At 69.7% G+C, this 18,200-nt stretch carries 16 protein-coding genes and 1 pseudogene; 3 read left to right on the top strand and 14 right to left on the bottom strand.

What is annotated here, in order from left to right; translation table 11 throughout:
• Positions 1–35 precede the first annotated feature (35 nt).
• Positions 36–488, top strand: coding sequence for an RpiB/LacA/LacB family sugar-phosphate isomerase (locus tag FB563_RS40040; protein WP_055705510.1), 453 nt, complete (start codon positions 36–38; stop codon positions 486–488).
• Positions 489–587: 99 nt separating this feature from the next.
• On the opposite strand, the gene FB563_RS40045 is transcribed toward FB563_RS40040, so the two are convergent.
• Positions 588–953, bottom strand: coding sequence for a DUF6479 family protein (locus tag FB563_RS40045; protein ID WP_234357685.1), 366 nt, complete (start codon positions 951–953; stop codon positions 588–590).
• A gap of 187 nt (positions 954–1,140) precedes the next feature.
• On the opposite strand from FB563_RS40045, the gene FB563_RS40050 reads away from it, so the two are divergent.
• Positions 1,141–1,512 carry a four-helix bundle copper-binding protein gene (locus FB563_RS40050; RefSeq protein WP_055705509.1) on the top strand — a complete coding sequence of 124 codons (372 nt, stop codon included), beginning with the start codon at positions 1,141–1,143 and terminating at the stop codon, positions 1,510–1,512.
• A 102-nt stretch (positions 1,513–1,614) separates the two neighbouring features.
• A complete protein-coding gene (locus tag FB563_RS40055; RefSeq protein ID WP_055705508.1) occupies positions 1,615–2,793 on the top strand; it encodes an acyl-CoA dehydrogenase family protein in 1,179 nt (392 codons plus the stop codon).
• Positions 2,794–3,156: 363 nt separating this feature from the next.
• Here the strand turns inward: FB563_RS40055 and FB563_RS40060 are convergent.
• The 13 genes and pseudogenes from FB563_RS40060 to FB563_RS40120 form a co-directional block, all read right to left on the bottom strand.
• Positions 3,157–3,840, bottom strand: a pseudogene (locus FB563_RS40060) (IS701 family transposase); the annotation flags it as partial.
• A 580-nt stretch (positions 3,841–4,420) separates the two neighbouring features.
• On the bottom strand, positions 4,421–5,461 hold the full coding sequence (locus FB563_RS40065; protein WP_055705507.1) for a LacI family DNA-binding transcriptional regulator: 1,041 nt from the start codon (positions 5,459–5,461) through the stop codon (positions 4,421–4,423).
• Positions 5,462–5,633: 172 nt separating this feature from the next.
• Entirely contained in the window at positions 5,634–6,677 is a 1,044-nt protein-coding gene (locus FB563_RS40070; RefSeq protein ID WP_055705506.1) for a Gfo/Idh/MocA family oxidoreductase, read from the bottom strand.
• Positions 6,678–6,773: 96 nt separating this feature from the next.
• The gene (locus FB563_RS40075) at positions 6,774–7,556 is read right to left on the bottom strand and encodes a TIM barrel protein (RefSeq protein WP_079048693.1); all 783 of its coding nucleotides are present in this window, start codon (positions 7,554–7,556) and stop codon (positions 6,774–6,776) included.
• A 225-nt stretch (positions 7,557–7,781) separates the two neighbouring features.
• Positions 7,782–8,765: a TIM barrel protein gene (locus tag FB563_RS40080; protein WP_055705504.1), complete on the bottom strand. Its 984-nt coding sequence runs from the start codon at positions 8,763–8,765 to the stop codon at positions 7,782–7,784.
• 30 nt (positions 8,766–8,795) lie between these two features.
• A complete protein-coding gene (locus FB563_RS40085; RefSeq protein ID WP_055705503.1) occupies positions 8,796–10,298 on the bottom strand; it encodes a CoA-acylating methylmalonate-semialdehyde dehydrogenase in 1,503 nt (500 codons plus the stop codon).
• Between the two features lie 29 nt (positions 10,299–10,327).
• Complete coding sequence (iolD, locus tag FB563_RS40090) at positions 10,328–12,211, bottom strand: 3D-(3,5/4)-trihydroxycyclohexane-1,2-dione acylhydrolase (decyclizing) (protein ID WP_055705502.1); 1,884 nt, start codon at positions 12,209–12,211, stop codon at positions 10,328–10,330.
• Positions 12,211–13,083 (bottom strand): 5-deoxy-glucuronate isomerase, encoded by an 873-nt coding sequence (iolB, locus tag FB563_RS40095; protein ID WP_055705501.1) that lies wholly within the window; start codon positions 13,081–13,083, stop codon positions 12,211–12,213. The genes iolD and iolB overlap by 1 nt, the downstream gene beginning before the upstream one ends.
• A complete protein-coding gene (locus FB563_RS40100) occupies positions 13,080–13,952 on the bottom strand; it encodes a Cgl0159 family (beta/alpha)8-fold protein (RefSeq protein WP_055705500.1) in 873 nt (290 codons plus the stop codon). The genes iolB and FB563_RS40100 overlap by 4 nt, the downstream gene beginning before the upstream one ends.
• Entirely contained in the window at positions 13,934–14,935 is a 1,002-nt protein-coding gene (gene iolC / locus FB563_RS40105; RefSeq protein WP_055705499.1) for a 5-dehydro-2-deoxygluconokinase, read from the bottom strand. Before iolC ends, FB563_RS40100 begins: the two co-directional genes overlap by 19 nt.
• 116 nt (positions 14,936–15,051) lie before the next feature.
• Complete coding sequence (locus FB563_RS40110; RefSeq protein WP_055705498.1) at positions 15,052–15,963, bottom strand: ATP-binding cassette domain-containing protein; 912 nt, start codon at positions 15,961–15,963, stop codon at positions 15,052–15,054.
• A gap of 5 nt (positions 15,964–15,968) precedes the next feature.
• Positions 15,969–17,039, bottom strand: a complete 1,071-nt coding sequence (locus FB563_RS40115) for an ABC transporter permease (RefSeq protein WP_055705516.1) — start codon at positions 17,037–17,039, stop codon at positions 15,969–15,971.
• 5 nt (positions 17,040–17,044) lie between these two features.
• The gene (locus FB563_RS40120) at positions 17,045–18,049 is read right to left on the bottom strand and encodes a substrate-binding domain-containing protein (protein ID WP_055705497.1); all 1,005 of its coding nucleotides are present in this window, start codon (positions 18,047–18,049) and stop codon (positions 17,045–17,047) included.
• Between the last annotated feature and the right edge of the window lie 151 nt (positions 18,050–18,200).

The raw sequence follows: 18,200 nt of genomic DNA on the forward strand, positions 1-18,200 counted from the left end.
GACTCGCCCCGCCCTGGGGCACTACTCTCACCGGCATGCGCATCTCCGTCTCCTCCGACATGGACGAACCCGTGGCCCGTCTCCTCCTCGACGAGCTGAGGAGGCGCGGCCACGACGTCCGCGCGCACGGCGCGCTGCGCCCCGGCGCCGACGCGCAGTGGGCGGCGTGCTCGGAGGCGGCCGCGCGGGACGTCGCGGAGGGGACCGCCGATCAGGCCGTGGTGTGCTGCTGGACCGGCACGGGCGCGTCCATCGCGGCCAACAAGGTGCCCGGCGTCCGCGCGGCGCTGTGCACGGACGCGGTCACGGCGGACGGCGCGCGCCGCTGGAACGACGCCAACGTCCTCGCGCTGAGTCTGCGCCTGACCTCCGAACCCCTGCTGAAGGAGATCCTCGACGCCTGGTTCGCCGGTGAGCCCAGCCAGGACCCCCAGGACCGGCAGAACGTGGCCCGCGTCGGCCGCCTGGACGCCGCCCGGGGTTCATAGGGGGCGTACGGCGGTCCGGCGCGGGCCGGGCCGGCTGGAGTGGCTTGCGGGAGGTTCGGTCGTGTCGGTGTCGGGGCTCAGTTGTGTCGGGGCCGGGGCTCAGTGGGCGCCGAGTCCGCCGCCGCCGAACGAGCCGCTGGAACCCCGGCTCCAGCGCGGACGCTCCTTCGACGCGCTCGGCTTGGAGTCCTGGTTCCTCAGGTCGTAAGGGGTGAGCGGCCGGCCGCCCTTGGGGGTCTGGGGTACCTCCTCGTACTCCCTGTTCTGCCGCACCTCGCGCACCGGGCCGTCCGGCGGCAGTGTGGGCTGTTCCTCGGGCCGGGGCCGGGGGGACTCGCGGTACCTGACGCGGGACGTCATCCAGAAGCCGCCGGCGAGCAGCGCCAGGACGGCCATGGCCACGATGAACAGGACGAGGCTCATCAGGCCGCTCGCTGCGGCCAGCTGCATCGATGCGGTGTTCATAGGACAGGGATACCCCGCACAGAACCGGACGAACCGGACACTATAGGTGACCGCTGGCCGACGGACGGCGACGTGCCTTCCGCTGTGCGTCGACCTGCCTCCGCTGCCGGTCCGTCCGGGCGGGCCGGGGTGCCGATCCGGTCCCGCACAGTGGTTTGCGGCCCTGTGCCCCGGCTACCCGCACCGTGTGACATCGCCGACTTCTCAGCAGCTCTACCGGTTCCTGGAGGACCGCTTCGCCTGCGCCCAGGCGTGCACGGAGTGCGCCCGGGCCTGTGCGGTGCGCGCGAGCCTGGTCGACCCGGACGGCACCGAGCGTCATGAGCGGGTGCGCAGGCTGGGCATCATGTGTGCCGAGGTCTGTGACGCCACCTGCCATGTGCTGTGCGAGGAGAGCCGGCAGGACGAGGACGAGATCCGGGTCCGGCTGGAGTGGTGCCGCTCGGTCTGCCTGGAGTGCGCCCGCACCTTCGACGAGCAGCCCGGCGCCGAGTCGGCGGCGGCCGCCTGCCGCACCTGCGCCGACGCCTGCTCCGAGTTCCTGCGAAGCCTCGCCTGACCGGTACCCCGCGGAATTTCCCCGGGCGCGTCATTCCCTATTTCTGAAACACGTTCTACGGTGTGCGCCGTCAGGACCACCCTTGGGGAGCCTGGAGGCGCCGTGCATCTCGACCACACGCCCGAGCAGCAGCGACTGCGCGCCGAACTGCGCGCCTACTTCGCCGCGCTGGTCCCGGACCACGCCTATGCCCGGTACGCCGACCCGGTGGCCCAGAAACGGTTCTACCGGGACACCATCCGCCGACTCGGCACGGACGGCTGGCTGGGTGTCGGCTGGCCGAAGGAGTACGGCGGGCGCGGCATGACCGCGATGGAGCAGTTCATCTTCTTCGACGAGGCCGCGCAGGCCGGCGTACCGCTGCCGCTGATGGCGCTGAACACGGTCGGCCCGACCCTGATGCGGTACGGCACCGAGGAACAGAAGCTGTACTTCCTGCCGCGCATCCTCTCCGGTGAGATCGACTTCGCGATCGGCTACAGCGAGCCCGACGCCGGCACGGACCTGGCCTCCCTGAAGACCAGGGCCGAACGCGACGGCGACGAGTACGTCGTCAACGGGCAGAAGATCTGGACGACCAACGGCGACACCGCCGACTGGGTGTGGCTGGCCGTCCGCACCGACCCCGCCGCCCCGCCCCACAAGGGCATCACCATGCTGCTGGTGCCGACCTCCGACCCGGGCTACTCCTGCTCGCTCATCAACACGCTCGCCTCGCACGACACCACCGCGAGCTACTACGAGAACATCCGCGTCCCCGTCTCCCGTCGCGTCGGCGAGGAGAACCAGGGCTGGCGGCTGATCACCAACCAGCTCAACCACGAACGCGTCACCCTCGCCGCGCACGGCACCATGGCCATCCGCGCCCTGTACGACGTGCAGCGCTGGGCCATGGAGACCAAGCTCGCCGACGGCCGCCGGGTCGCGGACCTGCCCTGGGTACGCCGGCTGCTCGCCCGCACCCACACCCGGCTCGACGCGCTGAAGCTGCTCAACTGGCAGATGATCAGCGCCGTCGAGGACGGCACGCTCACCCCGCAGGACGCCTCCGCCGTCAAGGTCTACGGCTCCGAGGCCCGCCGGGACGCCTACGCGTGGCTCATGGAGATCGTCGCCGCGGCCGGCCCGCTCAAGGAGGGCTCGGCGGGCGCGGTCCTCCACGGCGAACTGGAGCGCGGCTATCGCTCGGCGGTCATCTTCACCTTCGGCGGCGGCAACAACGAGATCCAGCGCGAGATCATCTCCTGGATCGGCCTGGGGATGCCCAGGGTGCGGCGCTAGCACGTTGTGACCACAGACCTTAGTTGTCACATACCGAGGATAGTTGGCACCGTGATTCTGTGGGATCAGGATGACGGCCGAGCCGTGATGCGGCAGTTGGCACTTCGCCGCGAGCACTGGAAACGCCGTCGACTGCGACTTCGCGGCGATGGCGGCTCCAACTCAAGATCGAGAACTTACCGCCTGCCAGGCTGAAGTTCTCCGCTGGCGCCGCGTCCGAGGTGCCCGTGGGCGTACACCATCGGCAGCGGCCGTTCTGGCGGGGATCTTGGAGATGCCGTTCGCGGACTCGAGGGCGGTGGATGACTGAGCCCTGCTGCCCTCTCGTCAGGTGACGTCCTCGAAGCGGGTGTGCGCATCGATCAGTTGGTGCAGGGGGCGGGCCGGCTCGCGATAGCGCGGCAACGTGGGCGGGCCCCATCCCTGGTAGGGCGGCAGCTCCGGCTTGGCACCGGCCGGGCGGGCGATCTCCTTGGGCTCGACAGCGACGATGTAGGACCAGCCGCGTTCCTCCAGGGCCAGGCGGAAGCAGACACTGCGGCCGTATCCGCAGTCGGCCACAATCACCGGCACCGACGGAAGCCAACCCGCCAGCCTCTCCAGCAGCCCCAGGGTCAGGCGGGGCTTGGGCACATGCCCCACCTCATCGGGCACGCCCGCAGCCGTGCGACGCCGTGTGAAGTGCGCCCGTTCCTCGGGTAGGAACAATTCCCATTCCAGTGGGCAGGAGGCGGTATCCGTGGCCGTATGCACACTGACGGCGACCTGGCAGGTTGCCCGCTTCCCCAGTGCCCCGCAGTACTGCCGGGCCACCCCCACCGACGCCCGCCCGCACTTGGGAAACGCGACGTCGTCGATGACCCACACCTCGGGCTTGACGACCTGGACCAGCCGCTCGGCGATCCGCCGCCGCACCGGCGTCCACTGCCACGGCGACTGGTTGACGAACTGCTCCAGGGCCTACATGTTCCCGTCCGGCAGCCGCTGCGCCATCGGCTGGATCGACTTGCACCGGCCGTCCAGCATCAGCCCCCGCAGATAGCAATCGCTCTACATCGCAGGCATCTTCCTTTGGTCCGCACGATGATCCAAACGAAAGTCCCTAGGTGCGACTGGCCAGCCGGAAGGCGACGTGGGGAGTGTCTGCGATGACTGTGTAGGGCACTTCTTGCTCCGTGCCGCGTCCGCCGAGCACGCACCTGGTCACCGGGAATGCCTCGAAGCGCGGTGAACTCCAGCCTCTGGCGGGCCGCGGACCGGGTCCGCTCCGCTCGGGGCGTGCGTCGGCGCTACGGGGCGGTGGGACGCGGGGCGGGTGAGGGCGAAGAGGTAGCCGCGTTCGTCGTCGAGACGCAGGGCGTGGGGGACGGAGGGACGGCTTCGGAGAGGTGCGGGTGGCGGCCCTGCTCCAGGCGGGTGTAGCGGGTGGTGACACACGCCAGGGGCGCGACCTCCTCACGGCTTGGGCACCCGGCGCGCCCCGCGCCCGGAGGCAGTCCGGCGGTGTCTGGGGTGAGGAGGGCGCGACGGGAGCGGAGAAAGTCGCCGAGTTCGCCGTTGTACCCCATTCCTCAGGTATTGGAGGCGCGTGGGACTGTGTGCGGTGCGAGGATGACCCAGACCACGCTCAGGTGGCCGGTGCGGTAGAGGGCGGGGCCGTCGTCCCCCGGACCACGAGGTGTGGAGCCACCACCTGTTCCCCGGTACCGGTGTCGCGACCGTCCAGGCGTGCGATGGCCCGGTCCACGGCGAGGTGGGCGAGGCGGGGGATGTCCTGCCCGACGGTGGTGAGGTCGATATGGGCCAGGCGGGCCAGATGGCTGTCGTCGAAGCCGACGACGGAGATGGCGCCGGGGACGGGAATGCCGCTGCGGAGGAAGACATCGAGGACACCGGTCGCGCAGCGGTCGTTGAAGGCGAGGACCGCGGTGGGGCGCGGGTGGGAGGCGGCGAGAACCTGGGCGGCCTCGGCGCCCTCTGCCTCGGTGAGGCCCCCGGGCACGACGCGGATGTGCTCGGTGAGACCGTGGCGGCTCATGGCGGTGCGGTAGCCGCGTCGCCGGTCGGCTGCGCCGGGTGCCTTGCCGCCGTCGATGTGGGCGATGGCGCGGTGGCCCAGCGCCACGAGGTGGTCGACCGCCTGGCGGGCGCCCTTGTCGTCGGCGGTCCGTACGACCTCGAGGCCGGGGACGGGTGGCCGCAGGTGGCGGGCCACAGAGACGACCGGCAATTGCCCGGCGAGCTCCGTCAGCCGTGAGGCGGGGGCCTGTGGGCCCAGCAGGATCAGCGCCTCGCAGCGGTCGTCGAGCAGGGTTTCGACGGCACGCTGCTCACCCCGTCCGGCGCTCACGGCGCTCAGCGCGATCTGGTATCCGGCTGGTTCGGCGGTGGCGTAGATGCCCTCCACCAGGTCGGCGTGGAAGGGATGCTGGAGGCCGAACTGCACGCCGAGCAGGTGGGAGCGGTGGCTGCGCAGCAGTCTCGCCCGGGCGTCCGGGCGGTAGCCGATCTCCCGCGCGGCCTCCAGGACACGCTCGCGGGTGGCGGCGCTGGCCCCCTTCGCCCCGCGCATCACGATGGAGGCCAGCGCGGTGGACACGCCTGCCCGCGTCGCCAGGTCGGCGAGCGTCGGCCGCTTCCCGTCCGGGACCGCCGGGGTCGCAGGCATGCTGTCCTCTCCTGGTCGGTCTCGTCTGTTGGGGACCGATTGTAGAACGTTCCACGTGGGCGTTGCTTCAGGAGGGGGCTCGGCAACGGCACGGTGACGGGAGAGGTACGACCCTGGCGGCGGCCGCTCGGGCTGGAGAAGGCGCCGCCGAGTCGGCGTCGTGTGCTCGGTGCTACGGCCGCACTGTCACCGGGCTCTCCCTGACGTCACCCACGCTGACCGCACCGCCCGTGGCGATCGAACCGATCGCGGCGAGGGCGATGCCCAGCGCGGCCCGAGCGTCCTCGCCGGTCACCGACGGAGCACGCTTGTCCCGGACGCTGTCGGTGAACTCGGCCAGTTCGGCAACGTAGGCCGCGTGGAAGAGATCCTGGTCGTAGCTGACGCACTCGGCGGCAGCGCCGGCCGCACCGTAGGACGTGAGGTGGCTGCTGCGCAGATCACCCAGGGTGAGCATGCCGGTCGAGCCCTTGACCTCACCGCGGACGTCATAGCCGTACACCGCCTGGAAGTTGGCCTCCGCCGTGGCGATGGCGCCGTTGTCGAAGCGGATCGTCACCACGGCCGTGTCGAGCAGTCCGTGGTCCTTGAAGTCGGGCCGGACCAGGGCGTCGGCCATGGCGAAGACCTCGACGGGCTCTGAGCCGGGGTTGAGGTAGCGCAGGACGTCGAAGTCGTGGATGAGCGTCTCCAGGAAGATCGTCCATGGCGGGATGCGCGACGGGTCGTGCAGGTTGGGGTCCCGGGTGAGGGAACGCAGCAGCTGCGGGGTACCGATGTCACCGGCGGTGATCTTCTCGTGGGCGGCGCGGAAGCCGACGTCGAAGCGGCGGTTGAAGCCCACCTGGAGCACCACGCCCGCCTCATGTGCGGCGGTGATGGCGCGGTCGGCTTCGTCGAGGGTGACGGCCATCGGCTTCTCGCAGAAGACCGACTTGCCGGCGCGTGCTGCGGCCTCGATGAGTCCGGCGTGGGTGCGGGCGGGCGTGACGATCACGACCGCCTCGATCTCGGGGTCGTCGAGCAGGTCACCGATCTCCGTGTACGTCTTGGGGCAGCCGAGACGATCGGCCAGAGCCTTCGCGGCCCCGGGTGCGGGATCGGCAATGGCGGCCAGCCGTACCCCGGGGAGGCGGCGGGCCAGGGTCTCGGCGTGGAAGGAGCCCATGCGTCCGGCGCCGATGAGGCCGACCGCGAGGGACTGGGGGGAGGTCATGGCACATACTCCGTGATCTACGTCGTGGCTTCGGTGGTGGCGGCTGCCGTGGTGCGCGGACGCGAGGGCGGGGCAGATGTCCCGCGGCCGCTCCTGTCAGACGGTGAAGGCGGCCCGGAAGCGTTCCAGAGCGGCCTCGCTGTCGCTGGATGCCCATGCCTCCATGGCGACGGTGCCGTCGTAGCCGATGTCTGCGAGGGTGCGGGCGACGGCCGGGTAGTTGATCTCTCCCGTGCCGGGTTCGCAGCGGCCCGGCACGTCCGCCACCTGGATCTCACCGATGAGTCCCGCGCCGTGGGCGCGGCGCACCAGCTCGATCAGATTCCCCTCGCCGATCTGGGCGTGGTACAGGTCCAGGTTCATGCGCAGACCGGGCCGGTTCACGGCGGCAACCAGCGCCAGGGTGTCGGCAGCCTTCGCGAAGGGCACCCCGGGGTGATCGACGGCGGTGTTGAGATTCTCCAGGGTGAAAATGACCCCGGCGTTCTCGCCGAGCTCGGCGATCCGGGTGAGTGTGCGGTGCGCGGCCATCCACATCGCGCCGGTGGGCTCCCCGGGTACCGGCACCACGGGCAGCCCCTGGCCGTCCAGACCGGTTCCGTGGAGGTTCAGGCGAGTGCAGCCCAGGTGCTCGGCCGCCTTGAGTGACTCCTCGGCCGTGCGCAGCAGTTCGGCGGCGCCGTCGTCATCCGTGAGGCTGCCGCTCACGTACCCCGTCATCGAGACGATCTCGGCGGACGAGCGGGCGAGGGCATCGAGATCGTGGTTCGTCCAGTCCCAGATCTCGACCTGGAAACCGGCCTCGTGGATACGCCGTGCCCGCTCCTCGATCGGAAGGTCGCGGAAGACCATCTCCGCACAGACCGCCAGTGCGTACATCGTGGTTCTCCTCATCTCCGGACGACCGGGAACTAGAACGTTCTATATACTCTGACCAGTACGCCAGCCACCATGAGCCGCTGTCAAGTGTCCGGCGGCCATGAAGCCTGTAACGTTCCAGCAATCTCGCGCGGAAGCCGTCGGCACCGCGTAGAAGCCCGCCACGGCGCGTCAACTGCGCGGGGGGTCTCCATGCGCCGGTCACCGCGCGAGCCGGTGGCTTGGTTACTCGGGGGCTCTGCTCGGCCGCTCGTCGGCAGGGAGCGTCAGCCTCGGGCGTCGGGTGCCGGTCAGGCCGCAGCCGGCCAGGTGCTCGCGCGTGCTGACGGCGATGGGTAGCGGTACTTCGGGTGCGCAGGGGTAGAGGTCTTGTTCGACGATGACGAACAGCTCGGCGTCGAGGGTGGCGAGTGCGGTGACGATGTCGGCGGGGTTGGGCACGCCGGCGGGCGGGGAGACGCACACCCCGCGCTTGACGGCCTCGCCGAAGGAGAGGTCTTCGGCGGCGACCTGGGCCAGGACGGCGGGGTCCATCTGCTTGATGTGGACGTAGCCGACGCGTTCGCCGAAGCGGCGGATGAGGTCGAGGTTGTCGCCGCCGCCGTAGGCGACGTGGCCGGTGTCCAGGCAGAGGTTGGTGTAGCGGGGGTCGGACTCGTTCAGCAGCCGTTCGATCTCGGGCTGGGTCTGGATGTGGCTGTCGGCGTGCGGATGGATGACGAGGCGTACGTCGTACTCGTCGAGCAGCAGCTTGCCGAGCCGGTCGGCGGCCCTGCCGAAGCCCGCCCACTGTTCGGCGGTCAGCTCGGGCGACTCGGTGAACGCGCCCGTCTTCTCGTCCCGGTACATGGGCGGGATGAAGACGAGGTGGTGGGCGTCGGCGGCGGCGGTCAGGCCGGCGATCTGCCGGAGGTGGGCGAGCATGTCGTCCCAGGCCTCGGGGCGGTGCAGCGCACCGAAGACGGTGCCGCCGGAGACCTGCAGGCCGCGGGCGTCGAGTTCGTCCTTGAGGCGCTGTGGGTCGGTGGGGAGGTAGCCGTAGGGGCCGAGCTTCAGCCACTCGTAGCCGGCCTGGGCGAGTTCGTCGAGGAAGCGGGTGTACGGCACCTGGTGCTCGTCCTCGGGGAACCAGACGCCCCACGAGTCGGGGGCCGAGCCCAGGCAGAGGTTGCCCGCAGTGGTGCGGAAGGGAGGTGGCGCCGTTGCCATGGTGTGTCCTTCGGAGTGCGGCACGGAAACTCAGTTGGAGGTGGGGAAGTTGAAGCCCGCGCTGACCTGCTGCTTGGGCTGGGGCCAGCGAGTGGTGACGACCTTGGGGCGGGTGTAGAAGCGGATGCCTTCGGGGCCGTGGATGGGGGAGTCGCCGATGAGGGAGTCCTTCCAGCCGCCGAAGGAGTAGTAGGACATCGGGACGGGCACCGGTACGTTGATGCCGATCATGCCGACCTTGATGTGGCGCTGGAAGCGGCGGGCTGCTTCGCCGGAGGCGGTGAACAGGGCGGTGCCGTTGCCGTAGGGGTTGGCGTTGATGAGGTCGATGGCCTCGTCCAGGGTCTCGACTCGGAGGATCGCCAGCACCGGGCCGAAGAGTTCCTCCTTGTACGCTGCCATCTCGGTGGTGACGTGGTCCAGGAGGGAGGGGCCGGTGAAGAAGCCCTCGGCGTAGGCGGGGTCGTCGAGCTTGAGACCGCGGCCGTCGACGACGACGGTGGCGCCCTGGGTGGCGGCGACGCCGACCGCGCTCTCGACGCGCTCCTGGGCGGCCTTGGTGACCAGCGGCCCCATCTCGGTGCCGGGCTGGTCGCCGGGGCCGACCTTCACCTCGCGGGCCTTGCGCTCCAGCACCTGCACGAGTCCGTCGGCGGCGTCGCCGACGGCGACGGCGACCGAGACGGCCATGCAGCGCTCGCCGGCAGAGCCGTAGGCGCCGGCGGTGATGTGGTTGGCGGCGAACTCGAGGTCGGCGTCGGGCAGGACGACGGCGTGGTTCTTGGCGCCGCCCAGGGCCTGGACGCGCTTGCCGTGCGCGGTGGCCTGTTCGTGCACGTACTTGGCGATCGGCGTCGACCCGACGAAGGAGACGGCCTCGATGCCGGGGTGGGTGAGGATCGCGTCGACCGCGTCCTTGCCACCGTGCACCACGTTGAAGACACCGTCGGGCAGTCCGGCCTTCTTGTACAGCTCGGCGACGAAGTTCGCGGCCGACGGGTCGCGCTCACTCGGCTTCAGGATGAAGGTGTTGCCGGTGGCGATGGCCATGGGGTGCATCCACAGCGGCACCATCGCGGGGAAGTTGAACGGGGTGATGCCGGCGACGACGCCGAGGGGCTGGCGGAAGTTGTGCACATCCACGCCACGCGAGACCTGGTCGGAGAAGGAGCCCTTGAGGATGTCGCCGAGGCCGCAGGCGAACTCGACGACCTCGCGGCCCCGGGTGATCTCGCCGCGGGCGTCGTCGACGGTCTTGCCGTGCTCGGCGGAGATGATCCTGCCCAGCTCCTCCTCGTGCTCGAGGAGCAGCTGGCGGAAGGCGAACATCACCTGCGTGCGCTGGGTGAGCGACGATTCCGACCAGGTCTCGAAGGCGGCAGAGGCAGCCTGGACGGCCGCGTCCACGTCGGCCGCGCCGCCGAGGACGACCTGGGCCTGCTCGGCGCCGGTGGCCGGATTGAAGACCGGCTGGGTGGCTGTGGCGGTGCCCTGGACGGGAGCGCCGTTGATCCAGTGCTGGATGGTGGTCACGGTGCGGGATTCCTTTGCGGGTACGGGAGTTACAGGTAGTGCCGCTGGGCGCGCTTGTTTGCGGAGTACGTCTCGTGTGCGGTGCGGGTGCTCTCCAGGGCGGAGACTTCGCTGACCGGGACGTCCCACCAGCCGTGGCCGGGCGGGTTGGGGCCGTAGAGATCGGTCTCGACGTGCACGACGCTGGTGCGGGCGGCGGCCTTGGCCTTCTCCATCGCCGCCCGGAACTCCTCCACCGACGTGGCGTGCAGGACGTCCGCGCCGAGGGAGGAGGCGTTGGCGGCGAGGTCGACCGGGAGGACGTCGCCATCCAGTAGGCCCGAATCGCCGTCGCGGAAGCGGTACTTGGTGCCGAAGCGCTGGCTGCCGAGTGACTCCGACAGCGAACCGATCGACGCGAAGCCGTGGTTCTGGACAAGCACGATGATGACCTTCAGTCCCTCGGAGACCATGGTGACGATCTCCTGGGCCATCATCAGGTACGAGCCGTCGCCGACCAGCACGACGACCTCGCGGGTCGGGTCGGCCATCTTGGCACCGGCACCGGCGGCGACCTCATATCCCATGCAGGAATAGGCGTATTCGACGTGGTAAGCCTTCGGGTCTCTGGCGCGCCACAGCTGCTGCAGGTCGCCGGGCATGGAGCCGGCAGCGTTGATGACCACGTCACGGTCGCCGAGGACCTCGTTCAGGGCGCCGAGGATCTGCGTCTGGGCGGGCAGATCACCGGTGTTCCGCTCGGGAGCAAAGCACTCGTCCTCGATCTGCCGCGTCCGGGCGATCAGCCGGCGGATGTGACGGCGGTAGGTCTCCTCGACCTCCCAGCCGTCCAGCGCTCCGGAGAGGGCCTGGATGCCGAGCCGGGCGTCGGCGACCAACGGCTCCGCCGAGTGCTTGACGGCGTCCAGGCGGGCCACGTTGAGGTTGACGAAGGTGACGTCCGGATTGCCGAAGCCGGTGTGGCTGGCGGTGGTGAAGTCGGAGTAGCGGGTGCCGATGCCGAGCACCACGTCCGCCTCGCGGGCGAGTTCGTTGGCGGCATACGAGCCGGTGGAGCCGATGCCGCCGACCGCGTACGGGTGGTCCCAGGGGACGGCGCCCTTGCCGGCGTGGGTATCAGCGACCGGGATCCCGGTGGCTTCGGCAAACGCGCGCAGCACGGTCTCCGCACCGGAGTACACGGCACCGCCGCCCGCCACGATCAGCGGCTTGCGGGCATTGCGCAGCAGACGGGCGGCGCGCTCGACGGCGGCCGCCTCCGGCACCGGGCGGCCCACGTGCCACACCCGCCGCCGGAAGAACGACAGCGGCCAGTCGTACGCCTCGGCCTGCACGTCCTGCGGCAACGCGAGGGTGACGGCACCTGTCTCGACCGGGTCGGTCAGCACCCGCATGGCCGCAAGGGCGGCCGGGATGAGCTGCTCGGGCCGCGAGATGCGGTCGAAGTACTTCGATACGGCGCGGAAGGCGTCGTTGACGGTGACGTCCCCGCCGCGGGTGTCCTCCAGCTGCTGCAGCACCGGGTCGGCGGCGCGGGTGGCGAACATGTCAGAGGGCAGCAGCAGGACCGGCAGCCGGTTCGTGGTGGCCAGCGCCGCGCCGGTGATCATGTTCGTCGAACCCGGCCCGGTGGAGGCGGTGCAGGCGAAGGTGGCCAGTCGGTCGCGCATCTTGGCGTAGGCCACCGAGGCGTGGACCATGCCCTGTTCGTTGCGGGCGAGGTAGTAGGGCAGGTCGGCCTCGCCGGTCGTGGCCGCCTGCAGCAGCGCCTGGCCGATGCCGGCCACGTTGCCGTGCCCGAAGATCCCCCACACCCCGGGGATGAGGCGCTGCTCCTGGCCGTCGCGCTCGCTGTACTGGTTCGCCAGGAAGCGCACCAGGGCCTGAGCGGTGGTCAGTCTGATCGTGTTCATCAGTGGTTCTCCTCGGCGCCGAACGGCAGCCGGTCGTCGACGTCCTGGGCGTCCCAGGTGGTGCGGACCCAGCCGTGGGCGGGGTCGTCGCAGATGAGCCAGGCACGGTCCTGACCGGGACCCGCCATGACGTTGAGGTTGTACAGGTCGTAGCCGGGCGCCGCGATCGACGGGCCGTGCCAGCCGTGCGGGATCAGCACCGTGTCGCCGGAGCGGATCTCGGCCAGCACGTCGATCGGCCGTGCTTCGGTGCCGTAGACCCGCTGGTAGCCGAAGCCGTTCTCGCCGCCGGAGACCTCGAAGTAATAGATCTCCTCCAGCTCCGACTCCTGGCCGGGCCGGGCCTGGTCGTGCTTGTGCGGCGGATACGACGACCAGTTGCCGCCGGGTGTGAGGACCTCGCAGACCAGCAGCTGCTCGGCGTCGAAGGTGCCGGGCAGGCAGTAGTTGTTCACCTGCCGTGAGCAGGCCCCGGCACCGCGCAGCTCCACGGGCACGTTCTCCTTGGACCCGTACCGGGCGGAGAGTGAGCTCCGCCCGGTACGGGCGCTGGGCAGTGCGAACCGTCCGCCGGTCGCGCTGCTGATCAGGGCCTCCGACTCGCGGGGGAGGTAGGCGAAGTCGGTGACTGAGGCGAACATGCCTGTCCGGCCGGTGAGTTCGAAGGCAGTGCCGTCCGTGGTGACGGTGCAGGAGCCCGTCAGCGGCAGGACCAGGAACTCGGAGTCTTCGGTGGACAGGGCGTGTGCCTGGCCCGGCTTGAGGGTCAGGATCCTGAGGCCGGAGTGTCCCCAGCCCGCCGACTCCGGCGTGACCAGGAGGTCATAGGGGCCATCGGAAGAAGTCCCCGACGGCAGGTGGTACTTGCTCACAGCAGGCTCACCGCCTTGTCCACCGCACCGGCGACGTCACCGTTCGAGGGGTAGAGCAGAGACCGGCCCACGACGAGCCCCTGCGCGGTCGGCTGCTTGAGCGCCTTGCCCCATGAGGCGAAGGCCGCGTCCGCGTCCTTGACCTCGCCGCCCAGCAGCAGCGCCGGGAGGGTGGAAGAGGCCAGCACCCGTTCCATGTCCTCCACCACCGGAAGCTTGAGCCAGGTGTAGGCGGTACGCCGGCCGAGCCCCGAGGCGATGGTGACGGACTTGACGACGGCATCGGTGGACAGATCGTTGTGGATCTTCCCGTCCTGCCAGGCGGACAGGAACGGCTCGACCATCGCGATGAGCTGGCGGTCATTCAGCTCATCGATCGCGCGGGCACTGTTCTCCAGGGCGGCCGGTGTGGCGGGGTCGCCCAGCGCGATGCGGGTGAGCATCTTGCCGCCGTCGAAGCCCATCGCGGCGATGGTCTCGGCGTCGTAGCCGGTGAACCGGTCGTCGATCTCGAACACCGACCCGGCGAGCCCGGCCCGGTTCATGGAACCGAAGACGCTCTTGCCGTCGAGGACGCCGAGCAGCAGGAGGTCCTCGAGAATGTCGGCGGTGGCCAACACCCCCGTCACCCCGGGGCGTTCCAGGGCGGTGCACAGCCGGTCGAGGAGCTCGAAGCGGTCGGCCATGGCGGTCGGGTCGGAGCCGACACCGTTCGCGCCCCGGGCCGGATGGTCGGCGGCGATGATCATCGCCTTGCCGTGCTCGCCGAGCAGGGAGGGAGCCTTCACCCGGCGCGCAGCGGCGGCCGCGACGGCGCCGGGGTCGCCCACCCGGGCGTTCACGATCCGGCTCACATTCTCGGACAGCACGTCGTCACACCTCTTTCTGGGAGTCGTTGGTGGATGTTCCGGCCCGCCTCGCCGAGCTTGGCGTCGACCTCGGCCTCGGTCGGCATCGCGTCGGAGCAGGAAAGTCGGCTCGCGACAATGGCGCCGGCGGCGTTGGCGAAGATCACGGTGCGGCGGGTGTCCCAGCCCGACAGCAGGCCGTGGCACAGCGCGCCGCCGAAGGCGTCTCCGGCGCCGAGCCCGTTGACGACCTCCACCGGAACCGGCGGGATCTCGGCGGTAGCACCGTCCCGGTCCATGGCCAGGACCCCCTTGGGGCCCTGCTTGACTATGGCCAGCTCCACTCCGGCGGCCAGTAGCGCCTTCGCCGCCGCATACGGCTCACGCTCACCGGTGGCCACCTCGCACTCGTCAAGGTTGCCCACAGCAACCGTCGTGTGCCGCAGGGCCTGCGCGTAGAACCCGCGCGCCTGGTTCGGGTCGGCCCAGAACATCGGCCGCCAGTCCAGGTCGAAGACCGTCGTCCCCGCCTTGCCCCGGTGAGCGAGGGCGGCCAACGTGGCCGAGCGGCTCGGTTCCTCGCTGAGCCCGGTACCTGTCACCCAGAGGACCGCCGCGTCCCGTACTGCCCCCAGGTCCAGCTCACCAGCGGTGATGTCCAGGTCGGGGGCCTTCGGGAGCCGGTAGAAGTACAGCGGGAAGTCATCCGGTGGGAAGATCTCGCAGAAGGTCACCGGCGTCGGTGCGATGTCCGACGTACCGACGAACCGGCTGTCGACGCCGTAGCTCTCCAGTGCCTGTCGGACGAAGTCCCCGAACGGGTCCCTGCCCGTCTTTGTGATCACAGCCGAGGAGTGCCCGTACCGGGACGCGGCCACCGCCACATTGGTCGGGCTACCCCCGAGATACTTGCCGAACGAGGTGACCTCCGCCAGCCCCACGCCGGTCTGAAGTGGATAGACATCCACTCCCACGCGGCCAATGGTCAGCACTTCGAACGGCATGACACTGATTTCCCTTCGCTCCGGAGACTCCGGGGGTGGAGAGGTGGACTTGGCGTCTGAGCCGGTTGCGCCCGTCGGTGGCGGAGACGTGTGGGCCGGGCTGGCCGCCACGGTTGTCAGGAGGCGGCTTCCTTGGTGACTGCCACGGGTGCGGTGAGGTCGGCCTCTTCGGGGAGTTCCTCGACGTCGACGCCGCGGACCTGGGACAACTCGTGCTTGAGCGCGGCGAGTTCGGCGCCGCCCGCCATGTGGTTGGTCAGCTCCTCGAGCGTGATCTGGCTGCGCTCGGCGGAGAGTTCCATCGTGCCCAGGCGCAGCACGCTGAAGTGGTCGCCGACCATGTAGGCGTGGTGCGGGTTGTGGGTGATGAAGATGACCCCGAGTCCGCGGTCGCGGGCGGCGGCCACGTACTTGAGGACGACACCGGACTGCTTGACGCCCAGGGCGGCGGTGGGTTCGTCCAGGATCAGGACGCGGGCGCCGAAGTAGACGGCGCGGGCGATGGCCACGCACTGGCGCTGACCGCCGGAGAGGGTGCCGATGGGCTGTTCGAGGTCGTCCAGGACGATGCCCATCTCGCGCAGTTCGTGGTCGGCGGTCTTCTTCATCCTCTCGATGTCCAGGCGGCGCAACGGCCAGGGGCCCTTGGTCATCTCGGAGCCCAGGAAGAAGTTGCGCCACACCGGCATCAGCGGGACCACGGCGAGGTCCTGGTAGACGGTCGCGATGCCCTTGTCCAACGCCTCGCGCGGGGTGGAGAAGCGCACCGGTTCGCCGTCGACGAGGAACTCGCCCGCGGTGTGCTGGTGCAGTCCGGAGATGATCTTGATGAGAGTGGACTTGCCGGCGCCGTTGTCGCCGAGCACACAGGTCACCTGGCCGGGATGCACCGTCAGGCTCACCCCGTGCAGGGCACGGATGTTGCCGTACGCCTTGCCCGCGTTGCGCAGTTCGACGACCGGGGAGTCCTTCTCGGGGGCCCTGTCCGCGAGGACAGCGCCGTGGGTGCCGGTTTCGTTGGTTGTCATTCGGGTCACCTCCGGGTCGCTGTGCGCTGGACCCACAGATTGATCAGGACGGCGCCGAGGAGCATCACGCCGAGGAAGGCCTTGAACCAGTCGGGGTTCCAGCCGGCGTAGACGATGCCCTGCTGCACCATGCCGAACATGAACGCGCCGAAGACCGGGCCGATCGCGGAACCAGAGCCGCCGGTCAGGAGACAGCCGCCGATCACCGCGCCCGAGATGTAGATCAGCTCGATGCCCACGCCCTCGCCGGACTGCACGGTGTTGAACGAGAACAGTTGGTGCATGCCGACGAACCAGGCGCCGACGCCGACCAGCATGAACAGCGAGATCTTCGTGAAGGCGACCGGAACGCCGACCGCGCGGGCCGACTCCTTGTTGCCGCCGACCGCGAAGATCCAGTTGCCGTACTTGGTGCGCAGCAGCACCCAGGTGGCGATCGCCGCGAACAGCAGCCACCAGAAGACGGTGATCTTCACCTGGACGCCGCCGATGTCGAAGCTGGAGGCGAAGACCTTCTTGGCCTGGTCGAAGCCGTCCATGGTGCTGATGTCGTCGGTGGCGACGTTGCCGGTGACCAGCTTGGTCACCGCGAGGTTGACCCCTTGCAGGATCAGAAAGCTGCCCAGGGTGACCAGGAAGCTCGGCAGTCCGGTCTTGACGACCATCCAGCCGTTGAAGAAGCCGATCGCCAGCGACACGATCAGGGCGGCGATGACGCCGACCCAGACGTTCATGCTCAGCTGGTAGGCGGTCATGCTCGCGGTCAGCGCCGAGGTGATCACCCCGACGCCGGCCGACAGGTCGAACTCGCCGCCGATCATCAGCAGTGCCACCGGGACGGTCACGATGCCCAGGGTGGAGGACTGGTAGAGGATGTTCGCCATCGAGCCGGCGTCGCGCACCGGCGGCGCCGCGATCAGGAAGAACACGTAGACGGCCACGGCACCGAGGAAGACGCCCACGTCGGGGCGGGCCAACAGCCTTACGATCATGGACCGTTCGGCGGTGCGCCCGTCGGTGTCCTTGGGGCCGGGGGCCGGCGGTGAGGTCACCGCCGGCTCGGCATGCTGGGTCATGCTCGTCACCGGGTTCCCTTTGCGGCGAAGGCGGCGACCTTGTCGACGTTGGACTTGTCGACGAAGGCAGGGCCGGTCAGCACGGGCTGTTCACCGCCGCCGCTGTAGTTGCCGTTGTTCTTGTAGAGCCACAGCGCGTCGACGGCCAGGTAGCCCTGGAGGTAGGGCTGTTGGTCGACGGCGAACTGGATGGAGTTCTCCTGGATGGCCTTGATGAGGTCCTTGTTGAGGTCGAAGGTGGCGACCTTCGCCTTGCTGCCGGCGTCCGAGACCGACTGCGTGGCGGTCAGCGCGATCGGCGCGGCAAGCGTGACCACCTCGTCGATGGACTTGTCTGCCGAGAGCTTGGCGGTGATCGTCGACTTCACCGACGGCATGTCGGTTCCGTTGACGTAGAGGACGTCGGTCTTGCCGGAGAAGGTCTTCTTCACGCCGTCGCAGCGCTGGGTCAGGGCGATGTTGCCCTGTTCCTGGACGACGCAGACGGCGTGCTTGGCGCCGATGTCATTGAGCTTCTTGCCGAACGCCTCGCCTGCCACGGTCTCGTCCTGGCCGAAGTACTCCAGGAGGCCCAGACTCTTCCACTGGCTCAGGCCGGCGTTGAGGCCGGTCACGGGTATGCCGGCCTGCTCCGCCTTGGCCAGGACGGACTTCATGGCGTCCGGCTTGGCCAGCGTGACGGCAATGCCGTCGACCTTCTGGTCGATCGCGTTCTGCACCAGGTTGGCCTGGTTGCCCGCGTTGGGGTCGGCGGAGTAGATGAGCTTGATGTTGTCCTTGGCCGCGGCGGCCTCGGCGCCCTTGCGGACGGTGTCCCAGAAGGTGTCGCCGGGGGCCTGGTGGGTGACCAGCGCGACGGTCATGCGGGGCGTGGTGGCCTTGCCCGCCGACGCGCCGTTCGCGGTCTCCTCGGACTTCTTGCCGCCTGAGCTGCTGGAGCAGCCGGTGGCGAGAAGAGCGCCGGTGAGAACGGTGGCGGCCAGTGCGGCGGCTCTGTGGTGTCTGTGCATGTCCCTTGCACCTCGCTGTGCTGATCAGGGTGGGAATGGGGTTCCGGCCTCGGGAGGGCCGCGCCCGGCCGAGTGACGCGGGCGAGCGGTTGATGAGAACGCCGTGTGCGGCGGAACGTGTCGTCTGCGGCAGCCATCGGGTGTGTGCGGC

The sequence above is a fragment of the Streptomyces puniciscabiei genome (genome assembly GCF_006715785.1).
Lineage (GTDB): Bacteria > Actinomycetota > Actinomycetes > Streptomycetales > Streptomycetaceae > Streptomyces > Streptomyces puniciscabiei.

Bases quoted from the DNA above. Each gene is read 5' to 3' on its own strand.
- FB563_RS40065 (WP_055705507.1), bottom strand. From the start codon at position 5,461: ATGCCTGCGACCCCGGCGGTCCCGGACGGGAAGCGGCCGACGCTCGCC.
- FB563_RS40110 (WP_055705498.1), bottom strand. From the start codon at position 15,963: ATGACAACCAACGAAACCGGCACCCACGGCGCTGTCCTCGCGGACAGG.
- FB563_RS40120 (WP_055705497.1), bottom strand. From the start codon at position 18,049: ATGCACAGACACCACAGAGCCGCCGCACTGGCCGCCACCGTTCTCACC.
- iolD (WP_055705502.1), bottom strand. From the start codon at position 12,211: ATGAACACGATCAGACTGACCACCGCTCAGGCCCTGGTGCGCTTCCTG.
- FB563_RS40080 (WP_055705504.1), bottom strand. From the start codon at position 8,765: ATGGCAACGGCGCCACCTCCCTTCCGCACCACTGCGGGCAACCTCTGC.
- FB563_RS40045 (WP_234357685.1), bottom strand. From the start codon at position 953: ATGAACACCGCATCGATGCAGCTGGCCGCAGCGAGCGGCCTGATGAGC.
- FB563_RS40075 (WP_079048693.1), bottom strand. From the start codon at position 7,556: ATGTACGCACTGGCGGTCTGTGCGGAGATGGTCTTCCGCGACCTTCCG.
- FB563_RS40040 (WP_055705510.1), top strand. From the start codon at position 36: ATGCGCATCTCCGTCTCCTCCGACATGGACGAACCCGTGGCCCGTCTC.
- FB563_RS40115 (WP_055705516.1), bottom strand. From the start codon at position 17,039: ATGACCCAGCATGCCGAGCCGGCGGTGACCTCACCGCCGGCCCCCGGC.
- iolC (WP_055705499.1), bottom strand. From the start codon at position 14,935: ATGCCGTTCGAAGTGCTGACCATTGGCCGCGTGGGAGTGGATGTCTAT.
- FB563_RS40070 (WP_055705506.1), bottom strand. From the start codon at position 6,677: ATGACCTCCCCCCAGTCCCTCGCGGTCGGCCTCATCGGCGCCGGACGC.